The sequence below is a fragment of the Brakhagea baltica genome, assembly GCF_052161605.1.
In the GTDB taxonomy this organism is placed as follows: Bacteria; Planctomycetota; Planctomycetia; order Pirellulales; family Pirellulaceae; genus JBKCUI01.
In genome coordinates this window covers 6,995,470-7,020,249 of record NZ_CP197409.1, presented here as the reverse complement: position 1 = coordinate 7,020,249, position 24,780 = coordinate 6,995,470, and the positions used below count along the sequence as shown (strand labels likewise).

The following is a 24,780-nucleotide window of genomic DNA, read 5'->3' as shown; positions in this document are numbered from 1 at the left end:
TGCCGTATTCGTGCCAGGCGGTCGGGCCTCGTTGCCTCGTCCACTACACCCTAAAAAAAATCCCAAAAATCAGCTACCAATCCGCCTCTTTGACCGTTTACAATTCGGGTATGACACATCACCCGACCATCACTTGCGAAGCCCCCACTTCCGCATCGCTGCCATTCGATGCCTCGTTGGATTCTATCGACTCGCTGCCCACCTCTTTCACCGCGTCTGTAGTACCTACATTAGAAACCACGACGGTCACCGAAGTTGCACTAGGCTACCATCGCAACCAACAGTACTCCATCACCGCTATGACCACGTCGACCGGCGCGGTCGCAGAGCGCTACGCTTACACCGCCTATGGTCAACCTACGATCCTAAACGCCAGCGGAACTGTGCTTACGAGTTCTGCTGTTGGCAATCGATATACGTATACAGGCAGAGAATGGGACGAGACCTTAGGCCTACATCACTTCCGAGCAAGATGGATGAGGCCGCTGGCGGGCAGGTTCTTAGGAAGAGATCCGATTGGGTATATAGCGGGTATTTCTCTTTGTCAAAACTATTTTTCTAACCGAGGAATGGACCCATCTGGCTTAGATTTCGTTGTCGGGTCGGATGACAATGGCAATACGATCTTCTGGTCGGGACAGTATTGCCATGTACGTGCGCCAAACGGCGGTTTTCAACGAATAGAATGCCCGGATATAGATGGACCGAATACTGGAATCGACGACCTCTTTGATAGCTGGTCATTAATTAGTATCCTGGAAGCGGTTCGCTGCCCGCAAAAAGTGGGTGGGCTAGATTCGTCAAATTTCATTACGACGTATATTCAGCGTTACGTAAGCAGCTTAGCTGAGTTTCGCGATGGTCATTGCAGACAATGGTATATCGACGCTATCAATGGAATCAGCAATGCGGCGAATGGAGACTGTAGAGGCTGCAATAGGATTCAAACGCATGTTGGCGCGGGTAGTCAATCGCCGACCAATGCTGATAGATGTAATGAAAGACTACTTCACTCGGGCTCGCTGAGTCCTCATGTTACCTTTGCTGCCTTCAGCAATTCGATCTCAACGGCCTGTAAGGCTATTTGTGATCGTTGCATAGAAGAAGATTGTGCAAAAAGAAGGAAGTAGGTGCGTCAAGTCTTGACTGAAGATCAAATGGATCGTAATTCTTTAGGTTGGAGATACCGTAGTATCCTATATTACGCCGTAGGATTTCTACTCCTGTTAACCTTAATTGTTTTTTCAGAAAACTACTTCTACGCAGTTTGTCTATGGGGAACACTAGTATTAGTTGGTCGGTATTGGAGGACAATGCGGAAAGTTTCGCGGACAGTACGGGGCGGGTTTTGCTTCGCTACTTTCCTCTGGATTGCGGCCTTAACTTTTATTTGGATTTATCCGTATATTCGAAACCAGAATGCGATAATTAAATCTCGAAATGGCGGCGTAAAACTATCGGTAGAAGACAACAAGAAAACAAGGCAAACTTGGCTTAAGAGTACTATACCTCCATGGATTGCTGATCTGATCGGTCCCGAAAGCGATAGACGCGTTTATGGTATTACCGGAAAGGCCCAGGACTTAGAGCGTTCACCACTCTACGCGTTAAGATTAGCTTCGCGTACTCAAGTAAATGTCATCTTAGACGTTGAACCATCGTCCGTCGCTCCGAGGTTTTCTGATAGACTTGTAAAATGGGTCAATAGCCTGCCCGATGACTCGGACATTTCTGTGATTGGCTACCAACTTGCTCTTGGAGAATTCCTATTAGTGAGTCGTTTTTCAAGGATTGACATCTTGGGGCTCAACTTAAACAATGCGAAGTTTGATGAAGTTCCATCCTTCGGAATCGTCCGAAGGCTCGACTTGAGCGGTGTTGAATTAAGTATCACTCATGCAAAAGCTCTGAGCGTTTTACCTTACGTTGAGAGCCTAAATCTGTCATTCGATAGAATGGACAATGTGGATGCGATAAGAATTCTTCTCGAGTCGATCGACTCAAAGTGTCTGACAATCCGTTCTGAGGTTGAAGATATCGATCGCAAAGTATTGGATCGAATTCTCGACGAGGCTGGCCGAGGTTGGCTTTCTATTGGGGAATTTATTATCGACCTAGAAGACGTGCCAACGTGGAGAAAAAAATACGGAAATTAGACCATCCTTCGCAAAAGTACGCTCCGGCTTAACCGTTCACAGAATAAGAGATAGACTTAGTCAGTAAGGTCTCCGCCAACTGCGGTCGGGCGGAAGAAGTTTGAAGGGTGAAGGGGGGAAGTTTGAAAGAAAGCCAATCTTTTCCTTATAGGATTTCCAAAGGGGTTTTGGTTTTCCTATTGTCCCGATCGGGGCTCAAGCGAGCGATTAGAGACCGTTTTCGAGCACTTTGTTGCACCGAATTCGGTCATTAGCTCTCCACTGTGTTCACTCAGTGGAAGCACGACTAACAAGCTAGCCACGACGCACTCTCCTCCCCCTTCCCTTCTGTCTCGCCGCAGGCGAGACAGAAGGGAAGGGGGAGGTATATACTGGGGTATCCGTTGCTAGCCTGTTAGTCATCGCTCCACCGACGCAAGGTCGGAATGGAGGCGTTCGCGAACAACTCAAAGCTACTCACACGAGTGCACGAACACTCTAGTTGTGAGCAGGTTATTGTTTCGCCAACTTCAAGCTCACTGATCAAGGCGAACTCTTGGCTCGTGAACCACCAGTCCTCCAGCGTGAGTTGCAATCTCATTCACCCTCCCGAAGAATTCGGGAGGGTCGAGTGGAGGAACGATCACGAGGGGAGGGGGGTTTAAGATCGCTGGCTAGTCGGGCCGTTATGCATTGCTGTGCCTTTCACCCTCTCCGAGCTACGCTCGACTCTCCCTCGAGGGAGAATGAATGATTACCTATACTCCATAAGATCGTAGCTTGGCGTTCAATGTACATATGCCACCTGGGCCGCGAGTGCCCGGAGATGGACTGCGAATTATTCTTCGAACCAAGCGAATGGAAAAGCATGTACGCAACTTTGGGCATGAAGATTTAAGAGCAGGGTTGCCACAGTTCGGAATACAACTGACACGTACTCGGCCGCAAAGCCTTGCTTAACATTCGTTACGGTATGTCAGCTGAAAGTGGCAAACCTTCGATCGCGAGTGGCATTCCGTGAGCGACCAACCCCATCTCGGCAAGCCGTTCGATCAGCACGATTTGGTGACATGCACCAGTCAACAACCAACTGGGCGCTCTTTTTTGGATGGGAAACGAAGAGGATGCGACCTCAATTACCAAGGTTGGCCGAATTTCGATGAGAAATTCGTTTGCATCCCTAATTCATAGTGGCACTTTACTAAGAAAATACGCCATGCCGATTCCATGATCCCCTCGATGCTATAATCCTTCGTCACCAGCGATAATACTCCAAACAAAATTTGTGCCTGCGGTGTAGGAACAGATGCTCGACAAATTCACGTAATTCCCCCTTGAACAGCCCCATTGGGTAAGTGGAGATTGAGATCGATAATTCAAAGTCGCCATCGCAGTGGGATCTTCCGGCCAGAGAAGTCCAGCTGTCAACATTCCAAGAAGGGCCGCCACACATTCGCAAACTACGAGTCTACAGCCACTCCGCATTGTTTTACTGGTGGCCCGTCTGGGTGGTTGGCTACATCATGGCGGCGATAACCTATGGGTTTGGGCAGGAGCACCTTATAGGCCAAACTCGGACGTGGATTCACTCGAGTTCGAACCTTGGGCTGATTTTTTTCTTTGTTCTCTTCCTTGTGATTCTGATCACCAACCTTTCGGTACGCGGATTAGCTTCAGGGATTGTCATTATGGGCCTCGCTCTGGTTATCGTTATCCTGGCCTATATCGGCTGGTGGGACCAAGTCCTTCGTTGGTTTGGAGGTCTGGAAATCAGCATGAATTTAGGAGCATATTTTTGGTTCTCGACACTACTATTTACCATATGGGCCGTCAGCGTATTTGTTGTAGATCGCACCAGCTACTGGGAAATTAAACCCGGTCAGCTCACTTACCATGCCATCTTCGGAAGCGGTTCAAAAAGCTACAACACGCAGGGCATGGCGCTAGAAAAACATCGCGACGACTTGTTCCGACATTGGTTAATCGGCGTCGGCTCAGGCGACCTAGAGATATATACCACCGGAGCTACGCGCCAGCAAATCCATGTTCGAAATGTGCTATTCATCGGTTCCAAAGTACGTGTCATTCAGAAACTAATTGCTGAGACACCTGAAGGTGAAGACAATAGTCGATGATCAAGTTTTTTCCGGAAGAATCGAGTGGGCAACCTACCCGTAGGCCCCTTTATCTGGCCTCCCTGATAAGGAATTTTCTCTGGGAGGTCGTTTCTGCAAAGGGTCGTAAGCAAGTCTCGCTGCGCGGAGCCTGGCTCTCTCGGACTAGACACTCGGTTTCCAAGATGCTAGGTCGAAAGTGAATTCTCTTGTCTCTTATCGCATAAAAAATCGCACGGACAAAGAAAAAAACCTTGGACAGGCGAACCCCGTGGGGTTCAAGGCCTATCCAAGGTTTTATTGTATCTCCTGCGTTGGAAAATCCAGCTCAGGGGGGGAACGACAGTTTTCTATCCGTGATCATCATTCCAAAAAGAAACAGATCTTGGACGTCAATTTAGTTATGAGTGATCTTCCTTGAGGCCGCGTACTTCAGCCGGTTGGATGTGACTCGCTTTGCGATTCTCACGTTTGATCGCCTCGTAGACTTCCTGTCTGTGGACAGGTATGTCGTTTGGGGCTTCGATACCAAGCCGCACTTTATCCCCACGGATATCCACAACCGTAATGACAACGTCATCGCCGATCATGATGCTTTCATCTCGATGTCGCGAGAGTACCAGCATTGGAGACTCCTTTTCTTCTGATACGTTGCATCCAGTGCAACAGGGTTGGGACCAAACAAGTGCGTGCCAGCCGATCTGAGTTCGGGCGTACCGACTCTTTTCTGCTGACCTCCGGTGTATCGTCAAACAAGTGTGCCTAAATGACTCCCGTATACCGCTTTCCGAAAATGTATGCTAATGATGCTTGTAACGCCTGCCCGCAAACAAAATCACATTATTCTAGCAACTTCTATTTGCCATGGATAACAGCGAAGCGCTCGCATTATCAAGCACGACCGTTACATTCGAATGTTTCCGAAGAATAGAGGCTGGCTTGGCCGGCGTAATCTCTCCCGTTAAGGCCCCTTCAACCGCATTCGCCTTGCGCTCATCAGGGACGCTGCAAACAATTTTTCTCGCTTTCATGATAGCCGGGACGGTCATACTGATGGCTTGCGTTGGAACCTCCTCCAAGCTCTTAAACCACCCCTCCCCAACCTGTTGCAACCGGCACGCCCTGTCCAATTCCACGACATGATAGATCGCCTCGGTGTCGAAATCAGCCGGCGGATCGTTAAAGGCGAGATGTCCATTCTCGCCAATCCCTATCAATGCTAAATCGATCGGTGCTGCTCGGTACGCTTCAGACGCTCGTTCGACTACTTCCTGACTTGGCAACGTCCCATCGAGATAGAAAAAGCTACCAATGGGGACTTGTGACACGAATCGCTCCCGGAGATACCGACAAAAACTAGCCGGATGCTCCGATGACAGCCCTAAATACTCGTCCAGGTGGAATCCGTCGACGCGGGACCAGTCGATCCCGCTCTCCTTGATCAGCTGTGCAAGTGTTTCAAACTGACTCGCTCCGGTCGCAACAATGATTCGTGCTCGTTCCTGTTGCGATAAAACACGCCGCAACTCCTCAGCCGCCGTCGCCCCAGCCGCAGCCCCCAACTGACGGGCATCAGAGTAAATCTCAACGTTCATTAATCAGACCTTTCGTTACAGACCGCATATCCGGAGCTCGATCAAGCTCAATCAACCCCGACCGACGCATCAGCTTAGTTCCTTCGCTAATGCCAACCCGCGATTGTAACGTCTCGCCCGCATTCTAGAAGAACGGTGCCGGTCGTCCGTACAAATAACCTTGCCCTAACTCAAAGTTCATTTGCTTGCAGACTTCATGCTCTTCCTCAGTCTCGACCCCTTCGGCTAAGGGAGTAGTCCCCAAATCCCGAGCCAGCTTGACCAATGTTGCCAACATCTCCTGTTTGGTCGCGGGTGCTTTGTCGATATCCCGAATAAGAGACATGTCAAACTTTAACACATCGGGTGGCTGCTCGCCCAACTCCAACAACCGGCCTTGTCCTGCACCGAAGTCATCGTACGACAATCGAATCCCTAAATCGTTGAGGAGCCGTCTCAATGTAGCGATCGACCCGGGATCGGTCGCAGCGGCTTCGTGGATTTCTAAAGTGATTCGTGTCTCTGGAAAAGCATCTCGCAATGCAACAAGGGACGATAGCAATCTATCATTGACCACTTCGGACGGGTGGGTGTTGAGATAAAACTCGGAGTCGCTATGCTCGGACCGCATGGCAACCCGCAAGCCTTCGTCGCGAATCATCTCACTGAGCGTTGCATTTTGCCCTAAACGATCGGCGGCACCAAAAATATTGGCAGGTGTGGTAAGCCCCTCAAATTTGCTCCTCACCAACAACTCGAAAGCGACCGTTTGCCTCTCCGCGAGGGTAATAATCGGCTGAAAAAATGGAATTATAGCTCTTTCATTCAAGAGCTTATCAAAATGCAGAAGCGTCTGTGCCCAGGGCAAGATTCCTTGCTCCTGAGTTGAACCCGTGTCATCCCGACGTTCGAGCCCCACTCGGTATAAAGCATTCCCGAACTGCAACAAATCTCCGTCTTGAACGCTGCAACTGTGAATGCGCTCGCAGTTCCGGTACGTGCCGTTGGTGCTTCCCTCGTCAACGACTAGCATCGCATCACCCTCGAATCGTATCTCGGCGTGTCGCTTGGAAACGGACGCATCCGGTACGCAGATATCGGAATCGGTGGTTCTACCCACGACGAGGTTACGTTTAGGTAGCGGTATCTTGCGTTTTTGTTGTTGTCCCTGGCCATATTCGATCAATGTCCAGCAACTAACTGCGGTGGCTTCGAGTTGAGCTAGCATGGGGCATTTCTCCTGCGTGCAGAGTTCTGTGTGTGAAAATCAGTGTTAAGCGTTCAATGTGTAGCGTTGTACGATCTGGTGCGAATTGCCAGGTATGGCAATAGTGGAGGTGGTTCGCTCACCTGGCCAACCTCTGAGCACTTCATTGACTGAGGCATCAACAAAAGCGGCTTCGGATAGCAGGATTGCATCACTCGCTGCATGTGCCAGTTGTTGCACCGTTCGCGGGGCACTCCCAAAATAATCTAAACGCCCGTTTTGCGTCGAAACCAGTGTTCGCCCTCGGTGCACCCCTATACCTAGAATCGCTTCTCCACGAGGATCGAGTTCGCTACGACTGTTAGCTATCTCCGATGCAGCTTGGACGGCCGCCGACGCATTATAAAACGTAGCGATTAATCCTTCGTCTAGAGTCTTTACCACAGCGCCATTCCAAGCGAGAATCGATTTTTCGGCCTGCTCTTGAAAGGCTTGGAACCAGCGATAAGCCTCTGTATCGCCGAGAGTCTGATAGATGGACACAGCATTGTTGATCTGGAGTGCGACCAAGGTGAGTTCTTCGCTGTCCATCGGTACATGGCGATCGAATAGTTGTTCTGGAAAGCATTCACGAAATCGTTGCAAGGTCGATGCGGCAGAAGCTGTTACGACATCAGCGCGATTGATGGTTCGCTCAACTCGTACCAACTGTTGGCGATCCGTATTGTTCGCGATCGCCATCGAAACCATGCCGGCTCGCGCGTTGGGAACAGACTGCAACTTTCCCAAATCACTGACTACTAGCTCGAGGCTAGTCGGGGCATGGTCTGCTCTTACACGAATCGATTGAAGCAGAATACTCTGCGTTGTTCGAACGAGGTAATCTCCGACTTCCATTGGAACTTGAAGCTCGATCCGCTCACCCGCTTGCAATCGCACTTGGCTTACTACATGCGGTGAGTGTGCTGGTCCACCGACGCAGTACTTGGCCGAATCGGACTCGCGAATCTCTGGATGCACGCTAAAAACCAGTTCAATCGCGTTGCCAAGATTGGATTGGAACTCCGATGCACAAGCTTCACACTCGGTGTGGCTGGCGATTCGGCTGAGAAGCGGCTCCGATGTTGCAGGTGCCTTGCATGTCGGGCATAGGATATCCCATTTCAATTGTAACAATCCGCAATGAGCAGCAACGATGCATGCATCAACCACTTCATCGGGATCCAATTCGAGTGCATTAGCCAACTCGAGAGGGCGAATCTTGGCAGCCGCTTGAGGTGTTGCGGTTTTAACGAACTCGCATAATCTCGAGGCGACCTCCCAATCGACTCCCATATCTAGCATTTGAGCCAGTCGTTCCTCGATTCGTTTCACGGACTCTCGAGCCAGCTTGGTCGATGATTCGAAAGCGTCGAGGATCGGCTCTTCATTTTGATTTTGTTGCAAATATTCATCGATGCGACGATAAACCTTGTCCAAGGCTCGTCCCCCTTTCCAACCGGCTTCGATGGTGGACACGATTTTGCCCAGGGTGTTGCGGGGCTCGATCTTAACGGTATGAATCAAACGTGTGCCACCAGAAGGCAACGGTAGGAACTCAACGGAACTCATGAACCAGCGAAAGGGCCCTGCGGAAAACTCACGCAATACACCCATTCGCTTCCCCTCGACCCATTCGAAAGGGTGCTCCTCCCATTCGACTCTCATGCCGCCAATTTTGAACGATCCAAATTTACGAATTCCGCGATTGGGATCTGTTACGATTCGGTAGATGACTGACGGCAACCCAACCGCGCGATTCAGCCGATCCGTATCGCAAACGAATGGCCATAACTGGCTTGGTGTACTCTTTAGGTCCCACTGAAAGACGCGGCTCCAGAGCTTGTCTGTGTTCTTGTTGGGAAGTCGGGGATGATCTTCGATGTCGGCTGGAGTTCCCAGGAGGATAGCTTCGAGTTCTCTGAGTACTTGAGACGCGTCTGCTGGGCGATCCTTGGGTTGTTTAGCCATCATGCGTGTCAACAGCAACGAAGTCCGATCCGATATCTGTCGATTTCGTTTTTGCACATCTGGAGGAGGATCAAAGCAATGCATGGCTGCGATCTGCATCGGATCTTCGGAAAAGTAAGGGAGTTCCCCTGCGAGCAACTCGAACAGCATAATTCCTAGAGCGTACACATCGGCTGACGGCCCGATCTCACTGCTCCCTTTGCATTGTTCGGGGGACATATACCAGGGGGTTCCCAGCATGGTTCCAGCTCGCGTTACCTCCATGGAAACCGATTGCTCTATATGGCGAGCGATTCCAAAATCCGATAACTTGACGCGATAGACGGAAAGCCCTAAATCTGCGGTGGTATCTACGTGAGTTGCGCGGGCTAGTAGTATGTTTTCGGGTTTGATATCGCGATGAACAATTTGTTGCCCGTGAGCTTGTACCAATGCTTTGGTTATATCACGAATCAGCGTTAGTGCTTGTTGTTCAGGGAGTGGAACTCGTCCACCGAGCCATTGTTTCAGATTCGGGCCGTCGACAAACTCCATCACCAAGAAATGGTATCCACGTTCTTCGCCCACTTCGAGCAGTTCCGTTACGAACTCGTTTTGAACGCTCGCGAGAATTCTGGCTTCTTTGCGAAATCTTCTGACCGCATGGGTATTGTCATTCCCTACTGCTAAAAGAACCTTAATCGCAACAATTCGACCTGTCGTTTCCTGGATGGCTCGAAAAACGATCCCCATCCCCCCCTTGCCCAAGATCCTCTCAAGCTTGTAGCGACCGAGCGTTTGACCAGGAAGAAGTGGTTCTCTTGTCAAGAGTTCAGTAGTACCCGTAATTAGCTCTCTTGGTTGCATGGGAACCGATTCGACCACTTGTGTTTTTGAGTTTTCGAGCTCGGAGTCGTTTTGGTTTTCGATTCCTTTTAGGGGCTCGAGCCAATTCGCTTTAAATGGATTCTTTTGATCCGCGACGCATTCTCCCAGAGCAGCGCACCAGCGATCGAAATGGGACTCCAATTTGTTGTCATCTGGTTCCTCGCGGCAGAGTCGTTTGAGCGCGGCCAGTTTTCGACCGGAAAGTTCTGGGCTCGGCTCATCCAGGGCGTGCAAAGGCTCGATAAGACTAGTGACAATGGCTATCGCACCTCGCAAATCTGATGAGTACAGCTGATCGGTTGACCATCGAATCGACTTGTCTGAAAGCATGAAGCGTTCCAAGAAATTCAAACATAGTCGCTTGGAATCGGCTTGTTCGACAAATAGAGAACGCGTTGTTAAACAACCGTGGTATATGTCCCTCAAACATGCGGTGTGAACGGACCACAGTACCTGTAGAGCGATCTCTAACCTCTCGGTTGTGGTATAGGTCGCGATGGTATCCGATAGCGAGCGGTAGCCGTGGTCCCGAAGAAAGATTTGATAGCGAGTGGGTTGCGAGACCACTTCCCAAACGTTAAGCGCGGGAACATCCGGATGACGTGATAAGCGATCCAGTTGAGCTTGAACGTCTACAGTCGGTCGTGCTTGCTCAAGCGTTTTGGGAACGAGAGCGACAAACACGCTTTGAGCGTTATTGGCATCGAAGGCGCGGAAGAACGCGTTTTCCCCTGCCTCCACAGGACTCCAGTCGATGTATTTGACAGAAGGGGATGAGGTCTGTTGTAAACCGCCAGTATCGAGAGTTTTGTCTCCAAAACTTGCCAAGGGGATAGGCGTTAATGAGGTTTGCAACAATGTTGCAGTAGCATTTGGTAACATCGGCCGGACAGAACCTTTGCCCCGAGGGGCCTGAATCGATACGAAGCGTTCAGCGGAACGGTAGGTTCTGTTTCCATTGTAGGAAGATTTCACCCGGCGAATGAAGGAAGCAATCGCGGTTGCTGATAGACGACTCTGCCAATCGTATCGATTGTAGCAGCGGACTGTAACGCCCACGACGGTCACGATAGGAGTTCCCACCAGTGTCCACTGAATCCCTAAGAATGCGTCGACCGTTCCCGTATCGCTAGGCATGATGATGTTGGTCTCACCATAAATGGCCAAGCTACAAGTAAGAGGCATCAGCACATCAGCACCAAACAGGAACGGAGTCTTCTTTCGTGGTGATGGGCCGGTCACGGCGTTGTTTTCGCTGTGCTAATCAGCTAAAAAGTCACTGGCTCACGCAGAGAGCCTTGCATCCGCTCCATTTCGTTTAGTGTGCAACTTCGGAACAAAATGTGAAATCGCGTTAGGCTTGGTGCAAATACTCTAATGAATGGGTTGGCAAACCGGGCCTGCTTTATGGCCTGTCCGACAGGAACCGAATGCATGCGGGGGAAGGGACCGAGATTTTCTCTTCTGTCGCGACAAGTGCCCCGGTCTGCTCATTCACCTGAAACACAATGACAGAATTGCTGCTTTGGTTTTCAGCTAGCAAAAACCTGCCATCCGGTGAAAAGCGAAAGTTTCGCGGGGTTTTCCCTAAGGTCGAGTAGTTACCGGTGCGGCTGATCTTGCCGGTTGCAGGATCAATCTTCATAGCAACAATCGAGTCGTGTCCGCGGTTACTACCGTACACAAACCGTCCGTTGCGATGGGCGATCACTTCTGCGGTGGAATATCCTGGCTTGGACTCGCCTTCGGGCAGTGTAGCTTCGGTGTTGATCAGTTCCAGTTTGCCAGTTTCCGGATCCCAGCTCGCGCTCGACATGGTCATGTTTTGTTCATTGATGATGAACAATTGTTTCTGATCTTGGGAGAAGGCAAGGTGTCGAGGACCGCTTCCCTCAGGCAACAATAGATGAGGGTATTTGCCTGGTACCAGCTTACCTGTTGCGTGATCGAGTTCGTAAACAAAAACGCGATCCAGACCGAGGTCCGCAACCAACACCCATCGATTGGTGCCATCAATTACCGAGCAATGCCCGTTCGATTTGGTTTTTCCGTCTACAATTTTATGCACAATGTTGCAAGTCTCTGCACCGACCTTGCCATCGGCTTCGATCGCGAACACGACTACGGAGCCATTCGTATAGTTAGCGATGATAAGAAACCGGCCGGTCTTATCCACAGTCACATGACAAGGGATATCGCCATCAATTTTCCGAGAATTGAGCTTGGTCAACGAAGCGATCTTCTCTGTTGCTTGGTTCTCGTTATCCCTTGCAACTTTTTCGGTCGTGAAACGGTAAGCGACCACTTCGGCAGGGTAATTCGCGTCGTTGCGCATCGTCTCCGTGACAGCGTAAAGAACGTTTAGGGTAGGATGCAATCCAAAGAACGAGGGGCTCTTTTGTTCAGCCAATAGTTTTGGTTCCGAAAGTTTACCGACTGGGTCTAGGTAGCTGGAATAAATCCCCGGCCCGTAACCTGCAATAAAGAACGCTTGCGAGTAAGCGTTTTGCGTCGAGGCTGAGGTGAGTGATACAAATCCAAACAAAGCACAAATTAGATGGCAGTTGAGCAATAAACGCATGAGAGGTACCAATATGGGTAGGAGTTTTTTTTGGGGTGGGGAATGTCCGGGCTACCTAGTATAACCTCGATCCCTGTATTTTGGGGCGTCCGGTTTCTGATACGTATTCAACCGTTTTCGGTTTTGCAATTTTTTGGGAGAGATGCTCACAGGTAGAGGTGAAGCTGTTAAAATGGGGTGGGGTTAATCTAGATTTTTGGAGTCGAAACCACCCAAGACTAGATCAAGCCTCCGACGTATAGATACTATGTCGCAATTCCCCTCTCGCATTATCCCACCATGAGTCTGCTACTCCTTCCATTCTCGCTCCATCAGCCTGTCTTTCTTCGTCAGCAAACTTTGCTCCATAGATTCGTTCACTTCACTTCCCTAGCGTTTTTCTGTTTGCTGGTCGGTTTGCTTGCCTGCCAGAACCCAAGTGCAGCTACTGGTTCGGACGAGATCGATTACGCGACGCAAATCCAACCGATCTTCACGATGTACTGTGCCGGATGCCATGGCGATGGCGGTGGCGAGTCTGATGTAAGCCTGACCAGCTTTGAGAGTCTTCAGGCCGGGTATCCCAAAGGGCAACTTGTCGTTCCAGGCGATCCCGACAACTCGAAGATTCTTCTGTTGATGTTGGGCGAGGAACCCAAGATGCCCCCCGAGGATGAGTTGGAACCAACTGCTGAAGAAATCGAACTTGTTCGAAAATGGATCGAAGCGGGGGCAATCGGCGAAGTTACGAAGAGTTCTCTGATGGATCGATTCTCTTCGGGGCAACTCAGTCTTCGCGAAGATGGTAAGAATCCTTTGTTTGCAATCGCCAAATTGGATGGCTTACGTCAACTAGTAGGATTGCAAGGTGGCATTGCTGTGAAGCCTAACTCGGGTGAGATCGATCTGAACCGTGCTGTCGCAGTGGCTGGCAAAGTGACGCAAATCCGTCCGGTGTATGACTCTAGATTTATAGTCAGTTCTGGTGTCCCCGGTGTCGGAGGGCAAGTCACGATGGTGCGTTGGTTCGACGGCAAACTCGCAGTCGAGAAAACGATCGAGGCTCATTCGGATGTGATAAACGCTGCCGCAATGAGTCCAGACAACAAGATTTTGGCAACCGCTAGTCATGACAAGTTGATTCACCTGTGGGAGAGCGAGTCAGGAGAACTAATCCAAACGCTCAAGGGGCACAACGGTGCCGTTTACGACATCGTATTTGATCCAACTGGGACGGTTCTTGCCAGCGCGAGCGCTGACGAAACTATCAAGGTCTGGAATGTTGCTTCGGGCGAGCGGCTCGATACCTTTGGCCAAAGCGAAGGAGAACAGTACACAGTACGTTTTGCTGCAGACGGCAATCAGATCTTGGCTTCGGGGGCTGACAAGCGAATTCGTAGCTGGCGATTGCAATCCAAAACGGTATCAGCCGTTAGCCCGATGACTCACTCGGTTTTCGCTCATGAAGGGGCAGTCTTGGGGATGGAATTGAGTCCATGCTCGGTGGGGGAGCGTTCTAAAGAAAGACTCGCTACCTTTGGCGAGGATAGAACGATCAAGCTGTGGGATGCCCACGATCTGACCCCCATTGCTGTGTTAGGCAAAGTGGACGATATTCCCACTGGGCTCGTTTGGATTGATGACGAGACGGTACTTGTTACAAGTATTGATGGCAGCACGACAACGTTTTCCGCAAAGCATTATGCTGCTCAAAAGGGCGCGTTAAACTCCGATGCTCCGGGCGGGGAAACAAGTTCAGAAAGCGTGCGAGACACAGCCCGTAGTGCAAGTATCGAGGACGGTGCTCCAGAAGAATTGAATGAGGATTCACGGGTTCGTACGTCCAAGACTCCGCAAAGATTGCCTACCAACTCGATCGTGAAAGGTGTGTTAACGGAGTCAGATAATTCAAGTGACGAACCAGGGGACTGGTATAGTTTTGAAGCTCGCCAGGGGGAACGTTTGATGATTACCATCGATGCCGCTCGGTCTGGTTCGAAGCTCGACAGCTTGATCGATATTCTGGATCCATCCGCTGCCCCGATTTTGCGGACTCGCTTGCAAGCGGTCAGAGAAACCTATTTTACCTTTCGCGGCAAGGATTCTACAAATGCGGATGACTTCCGATTGCATCGTTGGGAAGATATGGAGTTGAACGAGTATTTGTACGCCTCTGGTGAAGTCGTCAAGTTATGGTTTTATCCGCGCGGTCCTGACTCTGGTTTTCGAGTTTATCCGGGTAGAGGTAGCCGAGCGACCTACTTTGACACCACGGCAGCCACACACGCTTTGAACGAACCAGCTTGGATCGTAACCGAGTTAGCGGCAGGTGCTGAACCGGTCCCCAACGGACTGCCTGTCTTTCCTATTTATTACACCAATGACGATGCGGCTCATCGTCAGTTTGGTACCGACAGTCAGCTAACGTTCACGGCTCCCGAGGACGGGACCTATTTGATTCGAGTACGAGATTCTCGCGGACAAGCCGGCGACGACTATCACTACAGGCTCTCACTGCATCCACCGCAACCACGGTTTACGGTGAGGCTCGAACAAACCGAGTTGGCTCTAAGGCCAGGCTCGGGAACGGAGTTTTCGTTTGTGGCGGAGCGTTGGGATGGCATGACCGAGGAAATTCGGTTCGCGGTCGATGGTGTACCTGATGGGGCGCGGATCACGAGCGAATTGACCATGCAAACGGAACAGATCACCACGCGCGGCATCTTGTTTTTGCCGGAGGGTGTAACCGATCGAATCCCGAATGAGTTCAAGATAAGCTTTACCCCCAAGGCTCGACTGAAAAACGGAATGGAAATCCAGGCTGAGCCGATGGAGTTGCTGGTAAAGAAGGGTGAGCCTGTACCGCTCAAGGTGAGAATCGTCGCAAGCGGACAAGAGTTCCAGGGTGAAGAGTTAAACGAGGTTACCGTAAGAGCGGGCACAACCGTACGTGTTCAATTAGCTATCGATCGAGGTGGAATTGGTGGTGATTTACCGTTCGGCAATGAGGAATCCGGCAGAAATTTGCCGCACGGAGTCTTCGTCGACAATATTGGGCTCAATGGGTTGCTGATCCCGGCCTCCGAATCCTCGCGAGAAGTATTTATTACGGCCGCTCCATGGGTTCCGGAGCAGACGCGTTACTTTCATTTACGAGCCGAGGGGCATGGTAGCCCGACATCTGCTCCGGTGCAAATTCGCGTGATTCGCTAGAATCTTGTACGAAACTCGGCTTGTGCATTCGTCCTATTGAAGGCATTAATATCTGTTCCTTCGCCGCCAGTCACACGCCCCAGAGGGTGTCTGGTTTGACTTTTGGAATAGCAATCGCACGCAATAGATCGGAATTCGCACGTCAATGAATCGCAAATACAAGAGCAAAGCAGCCGTGGTGGGGACAGGCTTTATAGGTCCGGTCCACATCGAGGGGCTCATCAGGGCAGGAGTCTCGGTTCGTGGCGTTCTCGGATCGGACGCGAGCAAATCTCTCGGAACAGCACAGCGTTTTGGGATCGAGCGCGCCTACGGGTCGCTTGAGGAATTGTTGCAAGATGATGCCGTCGATGTCGTTCACCTAACCAGCCCCAATCGATACCACTACGAGCAAGCCGTGAAGTGTTTGGGGGCAGGCAAACATGTGCTTTGCGAGAAGCCGCTAGCCATGAACTCGGTCGAGAGTGGTGAGCTGGTTCGAATCGCACGCGCGAGCCCACTGCATGCGGGAGTGAACTACAACGTGCGTTTCTATCCCATTTGCGTCGAAGCTGCCGAGATCATCCGATCGGGAGAACTCGGTGAGATCTTTCATGTGACCGGAGAGTACGTACAAGACTGGTTACATCAGCCGACCGATTTCAATTGGCGTGTCCTTAGCTCCGAGGGAGGGGCACTGAGGGCTGTGGCAGATATTGGAACGCATTGGCTCGATCTAGTTCAAGCCGTCTCTGGTCTTGAAGTCGATTCGGTGATGGCGGATCTGCAGACTGTGCATCCTGTGCGACAACGTCCCTTGGGTGGTGTCGAGACTTTTTCAGGGATGAAGCAGACGCAGCGCGAGACACAAGACATTGCCATCGATACCGAGGATAGTGGTAACATGTTGCTACGTTTTCGGGGTGGGGCACGCGGTACTTTGCATGTTTCGCAGGTGACGGCTGGTCATAAAAACTCCATTCGCTTCCAAATCGCTGGCAGCAAGAAAACCCTGTCATGGTCCAGCATCCACCCAGATGAACTCTGGATCGGCCAGCGAGGAGAAGCGAATCAGATCATGTTGCGTGACCCGAGCATGTTGCATTCTCGAGCTGCATCGCACGCACAATACCCCGGAGGCCACAACGAGGGTTTTCCCGATACATTCAAGCAGCTGTTTCGATCGTTTTATAGTTCGATCGAAGGGCATGATGACAACCTAGCGAACTATCCAACCTTGGAAGAAGGGCATCGAGAGATTGTTCTTTGCGAAGCCATACTCGAAAGTGCAAAGCAGGAAAGCTGGATCAAGGTAGAATATGGCATTGCGTGATTTAACTCTGGTTGATTGGCTAACCAACGATAGCGTCTACATCAGGACCGCTGCGCTCGAATTGCTAAGTAATGGCTACAGCACCGACCAACGTGGTTGCGAAGCGGTTTTTGCTGCATGGGATAAGTTTACGCCGCAGGAAGCGTTTCCCGAATTCCCGATGATAAGCCATCTTGAGATCCCAAAGGAATTCATGGCGGACGCGTTGAAGCGAGCTGAGTTGATGGCTGCAGGACGCCCCCTCACCGATCGCGAATGTCGGTGCGCTGGTAAACTGCTGGAGGCGATATCCGTTTCCTCCCCCGTCTTGTTCCGCGAACATCTCGAGCAGATCGAATCACTCAAGCAAACGTCAAAAATCTTCTTTCGGGTTGATTTAGATCGCCTTCGTTTTCGCGTTTCGCTGCTCGAATCCTATTCAGATGAGTCGGTGGCAGATTGGTTTTCAGGCGATGTTCAGCCAATACTTTCGTATGGGTATTATCCTTATTTGGAGTCACAGTTTTTGAAGGGGCGAGCCGAGCCCGCGTTACAGGTTGCCTTTGAGCAGCTCAAGACTGGTGATCGCAAGCCGCATGTTCTCGAGGCTGCATTAGAGTTAACCTCCCGATACCGGATGGTGGGTTACGAACATGTTTTCGCTGATGGCATCGACGACGAGAATACCTCGATCGCCGACGGATGTGCCATAGCTCTGGCTCGATGTCGCAATGACAACGTACTCAGCCTGATTGCAGATCGGTTTGCGGACTATAGTCGTTCTGGTCAATTGCGAAGCATCGATGTGCTTCGGCGCAGTCGCTTGCCAAAGACATCGGAGCTGCTTCGATTTTTGAGGGCTCATGCCCAGGGGACGCAGGTGCAGAATGCTTTGCGAATTGCAGAAGTGTTACAATTCGACTTCTCCGATTTAGAGAATTGGCTTGAGGCGTTATTGGTCGTCGACGATTTGTCCCTCAAGCGAATCGCTTCATTACTTTGTTTGGTTGGGCCGATCAGCGAATCGTTGCCTGATGATGACAAGAGACGCACATTGCATCTCGTCCGAACACGCTTACAGGATCAAGCAGGCTGATGGATTTCGGATATCTCGAGCGATTGACCATTCAGTTAACAGCGGGTGCGGCCTTGCTGGAAGAGCAGGTCGTAAAGCCGCATCTCGACTTTATACTGCGATCACAACAGCCTGATGGCGGTTGGGGGGGACGCGAGGGAAGTAGCGATTTGTACTACACCGCTTTTGCGCTTCGTTCTCTAGCCATTTTGGGAGTTCTAACAGGTGATGTTGCGGATCGAGCATCGGGATTCTTGCTAAAAAAGACGCAGAGCCAGGAGTCGATCATCGACCTGTTGTCGTTGGTATATGGTGCGGCGTTGATTGAGGCCTCGACCGAGGTCAATCCGCTGGAGGGAAATCGCGAGGTCTGGCAGGAGCGCTTGCAATCGATGTTGCATCAATTGCGACGGGAGGATGGTGGGTTTGCCAGGACGTTAGAAGCCAATGTAGGCAGCACTTACCAAACGTTTTTGGTGGCGATTTGTTTGGAGTTGATGGGGTATTCGCTGCCATCGGATGACCCATGCGTCAAGTTTTTGTTAGCCCAGCGTCGCACTGATGGTGGGTTTCTAGAGGTTCGGGTCGCCAAACGATCGGGCACCAACCCTACTGCTGCGGCGATCGGTGCCCTCAGAACGCTGGGGGCTCTCAGCCCGGAGGTTTCGGAAACGGCGGCAGACTTTCTCGTCAACATTCAAACGGATGAGGGGGGATTCCAAGCCAATACGCGAATGCCGTTACCTGATTTACTAAGCACCTTTACGGCGTGCGTGACATTATGGGATCTCGGAAACCTGGAGGAAATCGATGTCGCCGCCGCGTTTCGGTACGGTTCCTCGATGGCGAGAGGGGATGGCGGGTTTGCCGGTTTTGAGCTCGATCCCGCAGAAGATGTGGAATATACGTTTTATGGGCTGGGACTATTAAGTCTGCTAAAGCCATGGATGGAATAGGCTTTGGTGCCCTACTTATCCATTCCGAAACGAGAAAGGGGGCGTTTCACCTCCTCCACACAACGCAAAGGATGTGATAAAACATTGCAGTGCTGTTGAAAAACGTTTAATTCGCAAGGCAATTGGGCCTTGGAATGTGGCTGTTTTATACTCTCCAAGTATTTAAGGATTTCTGATGTCGGCGTTTCCTGAAGTGACCAAGATTCGATACGAGGGTCCGGATTCCGATAACCCATTGGCGTTTCGTTGGTACAACCCAGACGAAGTCGTTGCTGGTAAGACCATGAAAGACCATTTGCGATTCACAGTCGTTTACTGGCACACCATGCGTGGAACGGGGAGCGATCCCTTTGGTAGCGGAACCATGCTTCGTCCCTGGGATGATGGGACCGATTCGGTTGAGAATGCGTGCAACCGAGCTCGAGTCGCGTTTGAGTTTTTCGAAAAACTTGATGCCCCCTTCTACGCGTTTCATGACCGAGACGTAGCTCCTGAGGGGAAGACTCTGGCCGAGTCGAATAAGAACTTGGATGCAGTCGCCAAGGTTCTTAAAGAAGAGCAACAACGCTCGGGCGTTAAGTTGTTGTGGGGAACCGCTAACATGTTTAGCAACCCTCGTTTCATGCATGGGGCAGCGACCACATGCAATGTTGAGGTCTATGCCTATGCCGCAGCTCAAGTCAAAAAGGCCATGGAAGTCACACACGAGCTCGGTGGTGAGAACTACGTCTTCTGGGGCGGTAGAGAAGGGTATCAGTGCCTTTACAACACCGACATGAAGCGAGAGCTCGACCATTTGGGTCGATTCTTCCACATGGCGGTGGATTATGCCAAGCAGATTGGCTTCAAGGGGCAGTTCTTGATCGAGCCAAAGCCTAAGGAGCCGACCAAGCATCAGTACGACTCCGACGCAGCAGCTTGCTTGAACTTCTTGCGAACCTACGGTTTGACCGAATACTTCAAGCTAAACATCGAGACCAATCATGCTACGCTAGCTGGGCATGAGATGATGCATGAGCTTGAGTATGCCGGCATGCAAGGTGCGTTGGGGTCGATCGATGCCAACACGGGAGATTTGCTGTTAGGTTGGGATACCGACCAGTTCGCGACCAACTACTATCTCACAACGCAGATCATGTTGGTATTGCTCAAGTACGGGCTCGCACCTGGCGGGGTTAATTTCGATGCCAAGGTAAGGCGAGAGAGCTTTGAGCCGATCGATTTATTCTACGCACACATCGGCAGCATGGATGCCTTTGCAAAGGGGCTCAAGGTTGCGGCCAAGATGATCGAGGACGGAGCGTTGAGTAAGCACGTAGCACAGCGTTACAGCAGCTGGGACTCTAACCTTGGCAAGAAGATCGAGGCGGGTCAAACCTCGCTTGCAGATCTCGAGAAATTCATCATGGAGAAGGGGGAAGCAGCTCCGAACCAAAGTGGCCGACAAGAGTACCTCGAAAACGTATTCAATCGCTATCTAGATCGATAACTCGGTCGGTTGAAGTATGCCATCTGGATTCACCGCACGGGCGATGAATCGTTTAATCGCAATAGCATTCAACGAAGTTCGTAGTGGACGAGGTCACGAGTCCTTCCTGCGGGGAATCCTAGGGACTCGTAACCTCGTCCACTACTTATTTAGCCGTTCATCGAACGGTATTGCGGTTAATCGCCGTGGCAACGCCCTGCACTGATGTCTTATTGCGTCTCAAACTATTTCAGCGGCAGCAAGACCGCCAGGATCACGGTGATGATCATGCTCGTGAGTCCCAGCAATGCCAAGAGAGGTGTCCAGGTTGCTAAAGCCTCGCGTTCCGTAAGTCCGCCCATTTTTGCGAAGACCCAAAAGCCTGAGTCATTCATCCATGATCCAAACAGAGAGCCTGCTCCGATCGCTGTGGCCAAATAAACTAAATCAAACGGCAGCTCCGAGCCCGCAATCATACCCGGCATCATACCCGAGGTTATGATCATGGCGGCAGTGCTCGACCCCTGAGCCACTTTGAGAAGGGACGCAATACCAAAAGCTAGAAATAGAATCGTGAGTCCTTGTGTACTTCCTCCGAACATCATTTTGATCGAGTCCCCCACCTGCGCGATCTTGAGCATCGCCCCAAACGCAGATCCAGACGCAGTGATCAGTACGATAATCCCACCGCTCATCAAAGAATGTTCTACGGTATTGACGAGCTTTTCTGCCGTCGGGGCTTGTTGTCGTACGTAGACAGCCAAAGCAATAACAGCGGAAAGTAACAACGCCAGGTTGGGATTGCCAAAGATCTGCGCGTAGCGATCTAGCGTTAGCCAGAAAGATGCACCGCGAGGATCCGTTTGAATTTCATTCAAGGTTGATTGTCGAATCTCCTTCAGAGCATCGCTTCGGTTCATCTCCTTGTTTTCGGTCTTTGCCTGGGCGATCCTTGATTGGACATCGGACTCCAGAGTCGATCCGCGTTCAACGGCCAGTTGTTCGCTTCTCCTGAGCAGTTCACGTTCGGTGATGGTGCTAGTAACAGTCTGCATGGCGATCAAGGCGACGGGCAACACCACAGGCAGCAGGGAAACAAACAGACCTGGTAGCTGGTCATCTCGCAATGGTTCCCTTTCTTCGGTACCTGGCAGCTCACGCATGGGGATTTTGAGTACTCTATCCATCAGTCCAGCGAACCAGAACCCAACAATGGATGCAGGAACGGCTGTGATGGCACCGATGATGATCATTTTCCCAAGATCGACTCCAAGATTGGCGGCTATCGCGAGCGGACCTGGTGTGGGAGGTACCAAGGTGTGCGTTACCGCCCCGCCAGCAGCGATCGCGATAATACACTTAAGGTAGGCGGCCCCAGTACGCTTTTGAAAGGATCTAGCTAATGGCACGAGTAAATAGAAAACCGTATCAAAAAAAACGGGAATCGAAAGAAGATACCCGCTACCCATGAGCGCCCAGGGGGCACGCTTGACACCCAGCAAATTCATGAACGCCCGTACGATCCGATCCGCAGCTCCGCTGTCCATCATACAGGTGCCAATGACGGCAGCCAAAGCGATGACGATCGCAATTTTACCACACGAACTTCCAAACTCATCCGCAACGCGAGATATGGCGTTAGGAGCTAAGGACACACTGCCCGTAGCCGGATGAACATCCACGGCGAGCAAACTTACAACGATAGCGGCGGAGAGCAACGCGATAAAGGCATTGACGCGAAGTCCCATGATCAGGCCAATGACGATTGTGATGCCAATAGCCATAACGATGAGAGGATAAATCATTTGGTTCGAAGTCGGTTTGAGGAGTGGCTAGCTATAACAATCTCCGAGCTTAGCGGATTCGACAACTATAGCAGCTAATTGCCCGTAGTGCCCCCTCCCCTCGTGATCGTTTCTTAAAAACGACCCGCAGCAGCACCCAAACAGGCAGAATGATGTGTGGCATAATGATCTCAGGAATCTAGAGTGTTAATGTGGGTGCGTCCGTTCACGATCATCCCCGCGCTAAACACCGCCTACCCACCGCCCCTGTCATTATTCTGCCTTTCATCATTCTGCCTTTGTACCGTGTTCGGCTCCTACGCAACTTCAAGTCGAGAGCCGAATCGGAGAGGGGCGACCGCACCGCAGTGCATAACGACTCCGACCAGCCAGCCCTTCCTAAAGCCCCCTCCCCTCGTGATCGTTCCTTCACTCGACCCTCCCAAATTCTTTGGGAGGGTGAATAAGGCGGCAGCTCACTCTCGAGGACTGGTGGTACACGAGCCAAGAATACGCATCGATCAGTGAGCTCGAAGTTGGCGAAACGATCACCTGCTTGCAACAGGAGTGCGTCGAGGTTAGCTTGTCAGTCGTGCTTCCACTGAGTGAACTCAGTGGAGAGCAAATGACCGAATTCGGTGCCTACAAGGTGCTTCGTGTTTGATTTCGATAACTGCTGAACGATCCCCTGCGACGAGGCGTACGTTACATTTAAGCAATTGAGGGGGCAGATTGGAAGCAATGAAAACTGGGAGGCGATTGCGTTCTATGACACAAATGAAGAAAACTGCTGGGATTACTGCGTCTTCGGTTCCACTTATTCTTGCTATGGGATTGTTGGTTATCGTAGGCTGTAACGGGAGCTCAACCAAAAAATCTGTTGCCGATGCAAACGGATCGAAGCGATCGGAGATGCGACGGATCATCGACTTACAGGCTGGCTCTGAGATTGGCACGGAACGCGAGGGGGATTCCGCAAATGCAGAGATGCTAAACACAGAGGAGTATCAGTCGATCAGGGAGAATCCGATGGTGAGCGCCTTGAGTTCGCCACTTTCGACCTTTAGCATCGATGTCGATACAGCTTCTTACTCGAATGTGCGGCGAATGCTAAGAGCGGGTAAGTGGCCAGAACCAGGAGCGATTCGGTTAGAAGAGCTCGTGAATTACTTCCCCTACGTTCTCCCCACTCCCACCACCGAGCAGCCGTTTTCCGTAGTCACCGAACTGGCTCCTTGCCCTTGGCAACCAGGGCATCATTTGATGCGAGTTTCGCTTGCCGCAAAACCGGTGGCGATCGAGAACAAGAAACGCAGCAATCTCGTTTTTCTCATCGATGTTTCGGGGTCGATGGATGCGCCGGACAAGCTGCCGTTGGTCAAGTCCTCTATGAAGCTGCTGGTAGATCAGCTAGACGGGGAGGATAGAGTTTCTCTTGTGGTTTATGCGGGAGCTAGTGGTCTGGTTTTGGATGGGCAACTCGCTTCTGATGCGACTGCGATTACGGACGCTTTGGATCGACTCAAGGCGGGCGGATCTACCAACGGTGGAGCTGGCATCATGCTCGCGTACGCCACTGCCGAGAAGTATTTCTCTCCTGAAGCGAACAATCGAGTTATCCTGTGCACGGATGGAGATTTCAATGTTGGCCTATCGAGTGAAAGCGCATTGGTGGAGTTGGTTTCGGAGAAGGCAAAATCGGGGGTCTTCTTAACGATCCTGGGATTTGGAACGGGCAATCTCAAGGACTCGAAAATGGAACAACTCTCAAACCGAGGAAACGGAAACTATGCCTATATTGATTCATTGCTCGAGGCACGCAAGGTACTCGTGGAAGAGATCGGCGGGACGTTGGAGACGGTCGCAAAGGACGTAAAGGTGCAGCTGGACTTTAATCCTCAATTTGTCGAGGCCTATCGGTTGCTTGGTTACGAAAACCGACTGTTGCATGCTGAGGATTTTCGTGACGATGCCAAAGATGCTGGCGAGTTGGGAGCAGGGCATCAGGTGACGGCGTTTTACGAACTCCGCCCCGTCGGATTAGCTGATTCAAGTGACTCAAGTTTAAACCGTGGGTCCGAGTTCGTTAAGTCAGAGCTGGCGGGAGTCGCTGACGCAATACTAACCGTGAACCTCCGTTACAAGAAGCCATTGGAAGCTAACGGGCTCGAGTTCCAGCATCGAGTACCCGTGTCCTCGGTAGGGCAGGAAGGCAACGCGGAATTTCAGTTTGCGGCAAGCGTTTTGGCCTATGGCATGTTGCTTCGAAACAGCGATTATCGCGGGAGTGCAACTTGGGACTGGGTCGTTGCGACTGCCGAGAAAAGCAAGGGAGAGGACGTGAATGGCCTCCGAGGCGAGTTTATCGAGCTAGCAAAGCTGGCGAGGAGAATTCACAAAACAGCCCACTAGCACGGTCCAGGTACGCAGCAGATTCGGACTTATGATGTGGATTTTTGCTGTAGATTACCTTTGTGAATTGCTTGGTGCGCCGCCCGAACCCATGAAAAATGTGCTATACTCCCG

The 24,780-nt window shown here is 51.2% G+C and carries 17 protein-coding genes; 10 read left to right on the top strand and 7 right to left on the bottom strand.

The genetic code is table 11. From position 1 onward, the window contains the following. Positions 1-110: 110 nt before the first annotated feature. Positions 111-1,130, top strand: coding sequence for an RHS repeat domain-containing protein (locus SH449x_RS27280; protein ID WP_482379241.1), 1,020 nt, complete (start codon positions 111-113; stop codon positions 1,128-1,130). 183 nt (positions 1,131-1,313) lie between these two features. Then, positions 1,314-2,156, top strand: coding sequence for a hypothetical protein (locus SH449x_RS27275; RefSeq protein WP_482379240.1), 843 nt, complete (start codon positions 1,314-1,316; stop codon positions 2,154-2,156). A 394-nt stretch (positions 2,157-2,550) separates the two neighbouring features. Here the strand turns inward: SH449x_RS27275 and SH449x_RS27270 are convergent, their stop codons facing one another. Continuing rightward, entirely contained in the window at positions 2,551-2,736 is a 186-nt protein-coding gene (locus tag SH449x_RS27270; protein WP_482379239.1) for a hypothetical protein, read from the bottom strand. 159 nt (positions 2,737-2,895) lie between these two features. Between SH449x_RS27270 and SH449x_RS27265 the strand changes: the two genes are divergently transcribed. Further along, entirely contained in the window at positions 2,896-3,033 is a 138-nt protein-coding gene (locus SH449x_RS27265; protein WP_482381859.1) for an IS4 family transposase, read from the top strand. Between the two features lie 625 nt (positions 3,034-3,658). After that, entirely contained in the window at positions 3,659-4,270 is a 612-nt protein-coding gene (locus SH449x_RS27260; RefSeq protein WP_482379238.1) for a hypothetical protein, read from the top strand. A gap of 380 nt (positions 4,271-4,650) precedes the next feature. Here SH449x_RS27260 and csrA read toward each other — a convergent pair whose 3' ends face one another. The 5 genes from csrA to SH449x_RS27235 form a co-directional block, all read right to left on the bottom strand. Continuing rightward, a complete protein-coding gene (gene csrA, locus SH449x_RS27255) occupies positions 4,651-4,875 on the bottom strand; it encodes a carbon storage regulator CsrA (protein ID WP_482379237.1) in 225 nt (74 codons plus the stop codon). A gap of 219 nt (positions 4,876-5,094) precedes the next feature. Continuing rightward, positions 5,095-5,844, bottom strand: coding sequence for a glucosamine-6-phosphate deaminase (locus tag SH449x_RS27250; protein WP_482379236.1), 750 nt, complete (start codon positions 5,842-5,844; stop codon positions 5,095-5,097). 124 nt (positions 5,845-5,968) lie between these two features. Beyond that, on the bottom strand, positions 5,969-7,051 hold the full coding sequence (locus tag SH449x_RS27245) for an EAL domain-containing protein (RefSeq protein ID WP_482379235.1): 1,083 nt from the start codon (positions 7,049-7,051) through the stop codon (positions 5,969-5,971). 45 nt (positions 7,052-7,096) lie between these two features. Then, on the bottom strand, positions 7,097-11,149 hold the full coding sequence (locus SH449x_RS27240) for a protein kinase domain-containing protein (RefSeq protein WP_482379234.1): 4,053 nt from the start codon (positions 11,147-11,149) through the stop codon (positions 7,097-7,099). Between the two features lie 163 nt (positions 11,150-11,312). After that, entirely contained in the window at positions 11,313-12,488 is a 1,176-nt protein-coding gene (locus SH449x_RS27235) for a lactonase family protein (protein ID WP_482379233.1), read from the bottom strand. A gap of 279 nt (positions 12,489-12,767) precedes the next feature. Here SH449x_RS27235 and SH449x_RS27230 point away from each other — a divergent pair, with 279 nt between their 5' ends. The 5 genes from SH449x_RS27230 to xylA all read left to right on the top strand — a co-directional run bounded on the left by SH449x_RS27230 (position 12,768) and on the right by xylA (position 20,491). After that, positions 12,768-15,680: a c-type cytochrome domain-containing protein gene (locus SH449x_RS27230; protein ID WP_482379232.1), complete on the top strand. Its 2,913-nt coding sequence runs from the start codon at positions 12,768-12,770 to the stop codon at positions 15,678-15,680. Positions 15,681-15,825: 145 nt separating this feature from the next. Beyond that, positions 15,826-16,992 carry a Gfo/Idh/MocA family protein gene (locus SH449x_RS27225; RefSeq protein WP_482379231.1) on the top strand — a complete coding sequence of 389 codons (1,167 nt, stop codon included), beginning with the start codon at positions 15,826-15,828 and terminating at the stop codon, positions 16,990-16,992. Beyond that, entirely contained in the window at positions 16,979-18,067 is a 1,089-nt protein-coding gene (locus SH449x_RS27220; protein WP_482379230.1) for a hypothetical protein, read from the top strand. Before SH449x_RS27225 ends, SH449x_RS27220 begins: the two co-directional genes overlap by 14 nt. Next, positions 18,067-19,002: a prenyltransferase/squalene oxidase repeat-containing protein gene (locus SH449x_RS27215; protein ID WP_482379229.1), complete on the top strand. Its 936-nt coding sequence runs from the start codon at positions 18,067-18,069 to the stop codon at positions 19,000-19,002. The genes SH449x_RS27220 and SH449x_RS27215 overlap by 1 nt, the downstream gene beginning before the upstream one ends. 175 nt (positions 19,003-19,177) lie before the next feature. After that, on the top strand, positions 19,178-20,491 hold the full coding sequence (xylA, locus tag SH449x_RS27210; RefSeq protein WP_482379228.1) for a xylose isomerase: 1,314 nt from the start codon (positions 19,178-19,180) through the stop codon (positions 20,489-20,491). Between the two features lie 224 nt (positions 20,492-20,715). On the opposite strand, the gene SH449x_RS27205 is transcribed toward xylA, so the two are convergent. Next, positions 20,716-22,275 carry a GntP family permease gene (locus SH449x_RS27205; RefSeq protein ID WP_482379227.1) on the bottom strand — a complete coding sequence of 520 codons (1,560 nt, stop codon included), beginning with the start codon at positions 22,273-22,275 and terminating at the stop codon, positions 20,716-20,718. Between the two features lie 756 nt (positions 22,276-23,031). Here SH449x_RS27205 and SH449x_RS27200 point away from each other — a divergent pair. Further along, a complete protein-coding gene (locus tag SH449x_RS27200) occupies positions 23,032-24,666 on the top strand; it encodes a vWA domain-containing protein (protein ID WP_482379226.1) in 1,635 nt (544 codons plus the stop codon). Positions 24,667-24,780: the final 114 nt, after the last annotated feature.

What these genes read in the sequence shown, in the direction of transcription:
- SH449x_RS27280 (WP_482379241.1), top strand. Translation starts at nt 111, where the DNA reads ATGACACATCACCCGACCATCACTTGCGAAGCCCCCACTTCCGCATCG.
- SH449x_RS27275 (WP_482379240.1), top strand. Translation starts at nt 1,314, where the DNA reads ATGCGGAAAGTTTCGCGGACAGTACGGGGCGGGTTTTGCTTCGCTACT.
- SH449x_RS27270 (WP_482379239.1), bottom strand. Translation starts at nt 2,736, where the DNA reads ATGAGATTGCAACTCACGCTGGAGGACTGGTGGTTCACGAGCCAAGAG.
- SH449x_RS27260 (WP_482379238.1), top strand. Translation starts at nt 3,659, where the DNA reads ATGGCGGCGATAACCTATGGGTTTGGGCAGGAGCACCTTATAGGCCAA.
- csrA (WP_482379237.1), bottom strand. Translation starts at nt 4,875, where the DNA reads ATGCTGGTACTCTCGCGACATCGAGATGAAAGCATCATGATCGGCGAT.
- SH449x_RS27250 (WP_482379236.1), bottom strand. Translation starts at nt 5,844, where the DNA reads ATGAACGTTGAGATTTACTCTGATGCCCGTCAGTTGGGGGCTGCGGCT.
- SH449x_RS27245 (WP_482379235.1), bottom strand. Translation starts at nt 7,051, where the DNA reads ATGCTAGCTCAACTCGAAGCCACCGCAGTTAGTTGCTGGACATTGATC.
- SH449x_RS27235 (WP_482379233.1), bottom strand. Translation starts at nt 12,488, where the DNA reads ATGCGTTTATTGCTCAACTGCCATCTAATTTGTGCTTTGTTTGGATTT.
- SH449x_RS27230 (WP_482379232.1), top strand. Translation starts at nt 12,768, where the DNA reads ATGAGTCTGCTACTCCTTCCATTCTCGCTCCATCAGCCTGTCTTTCTT.
- SH449x_RS27225 (WP_482379231.1), top strand. Translation starts at nt 15,826, where the DNA reads ATGAATCGCAAATACAAGAGCAAAGCAGCCGTGGTGGGGACAGGCTTT.
- SH449x_RS27220 (WP_482379230.1), top strand. Translation starts at nt 16,979, where the DNA reads ATGGCATTGCGTGATTTAACTCTGGTTGATTGGCTAACCAACGATAGC.
- SH449x_RS27215 (WP_482379229.1), top strand. Translation starts at nt 18,067, where the DNA reads ATGGATTTCGGATATCTCGAGCGATTGACCATTCAGTTAACAGCGGGT.
- xylA (WP_482379228.1), top strand. Translation starts at nt 19,178, where the DNA reads ATGTCGGCGTTTCCTGAAGTGACCAAGATTCGATACGAGGGTCCGGAT.
- SH449x_RS27205 (WP_482379227.1), bottom strand. Translation starts at nt 22,275, where the DNA reads ATGATTTATCCTCTCATCGTTATGGCTATTGGCATCACAATCGTCATT.
- SH449x_RS27200 (WP_482379226.1), top strand. Translation starts at nt 23,032, where the DNA reads ATGAAGAAAACTGCTGGGATTACTGCGTCTTCGGTTCCACTTATTCTT.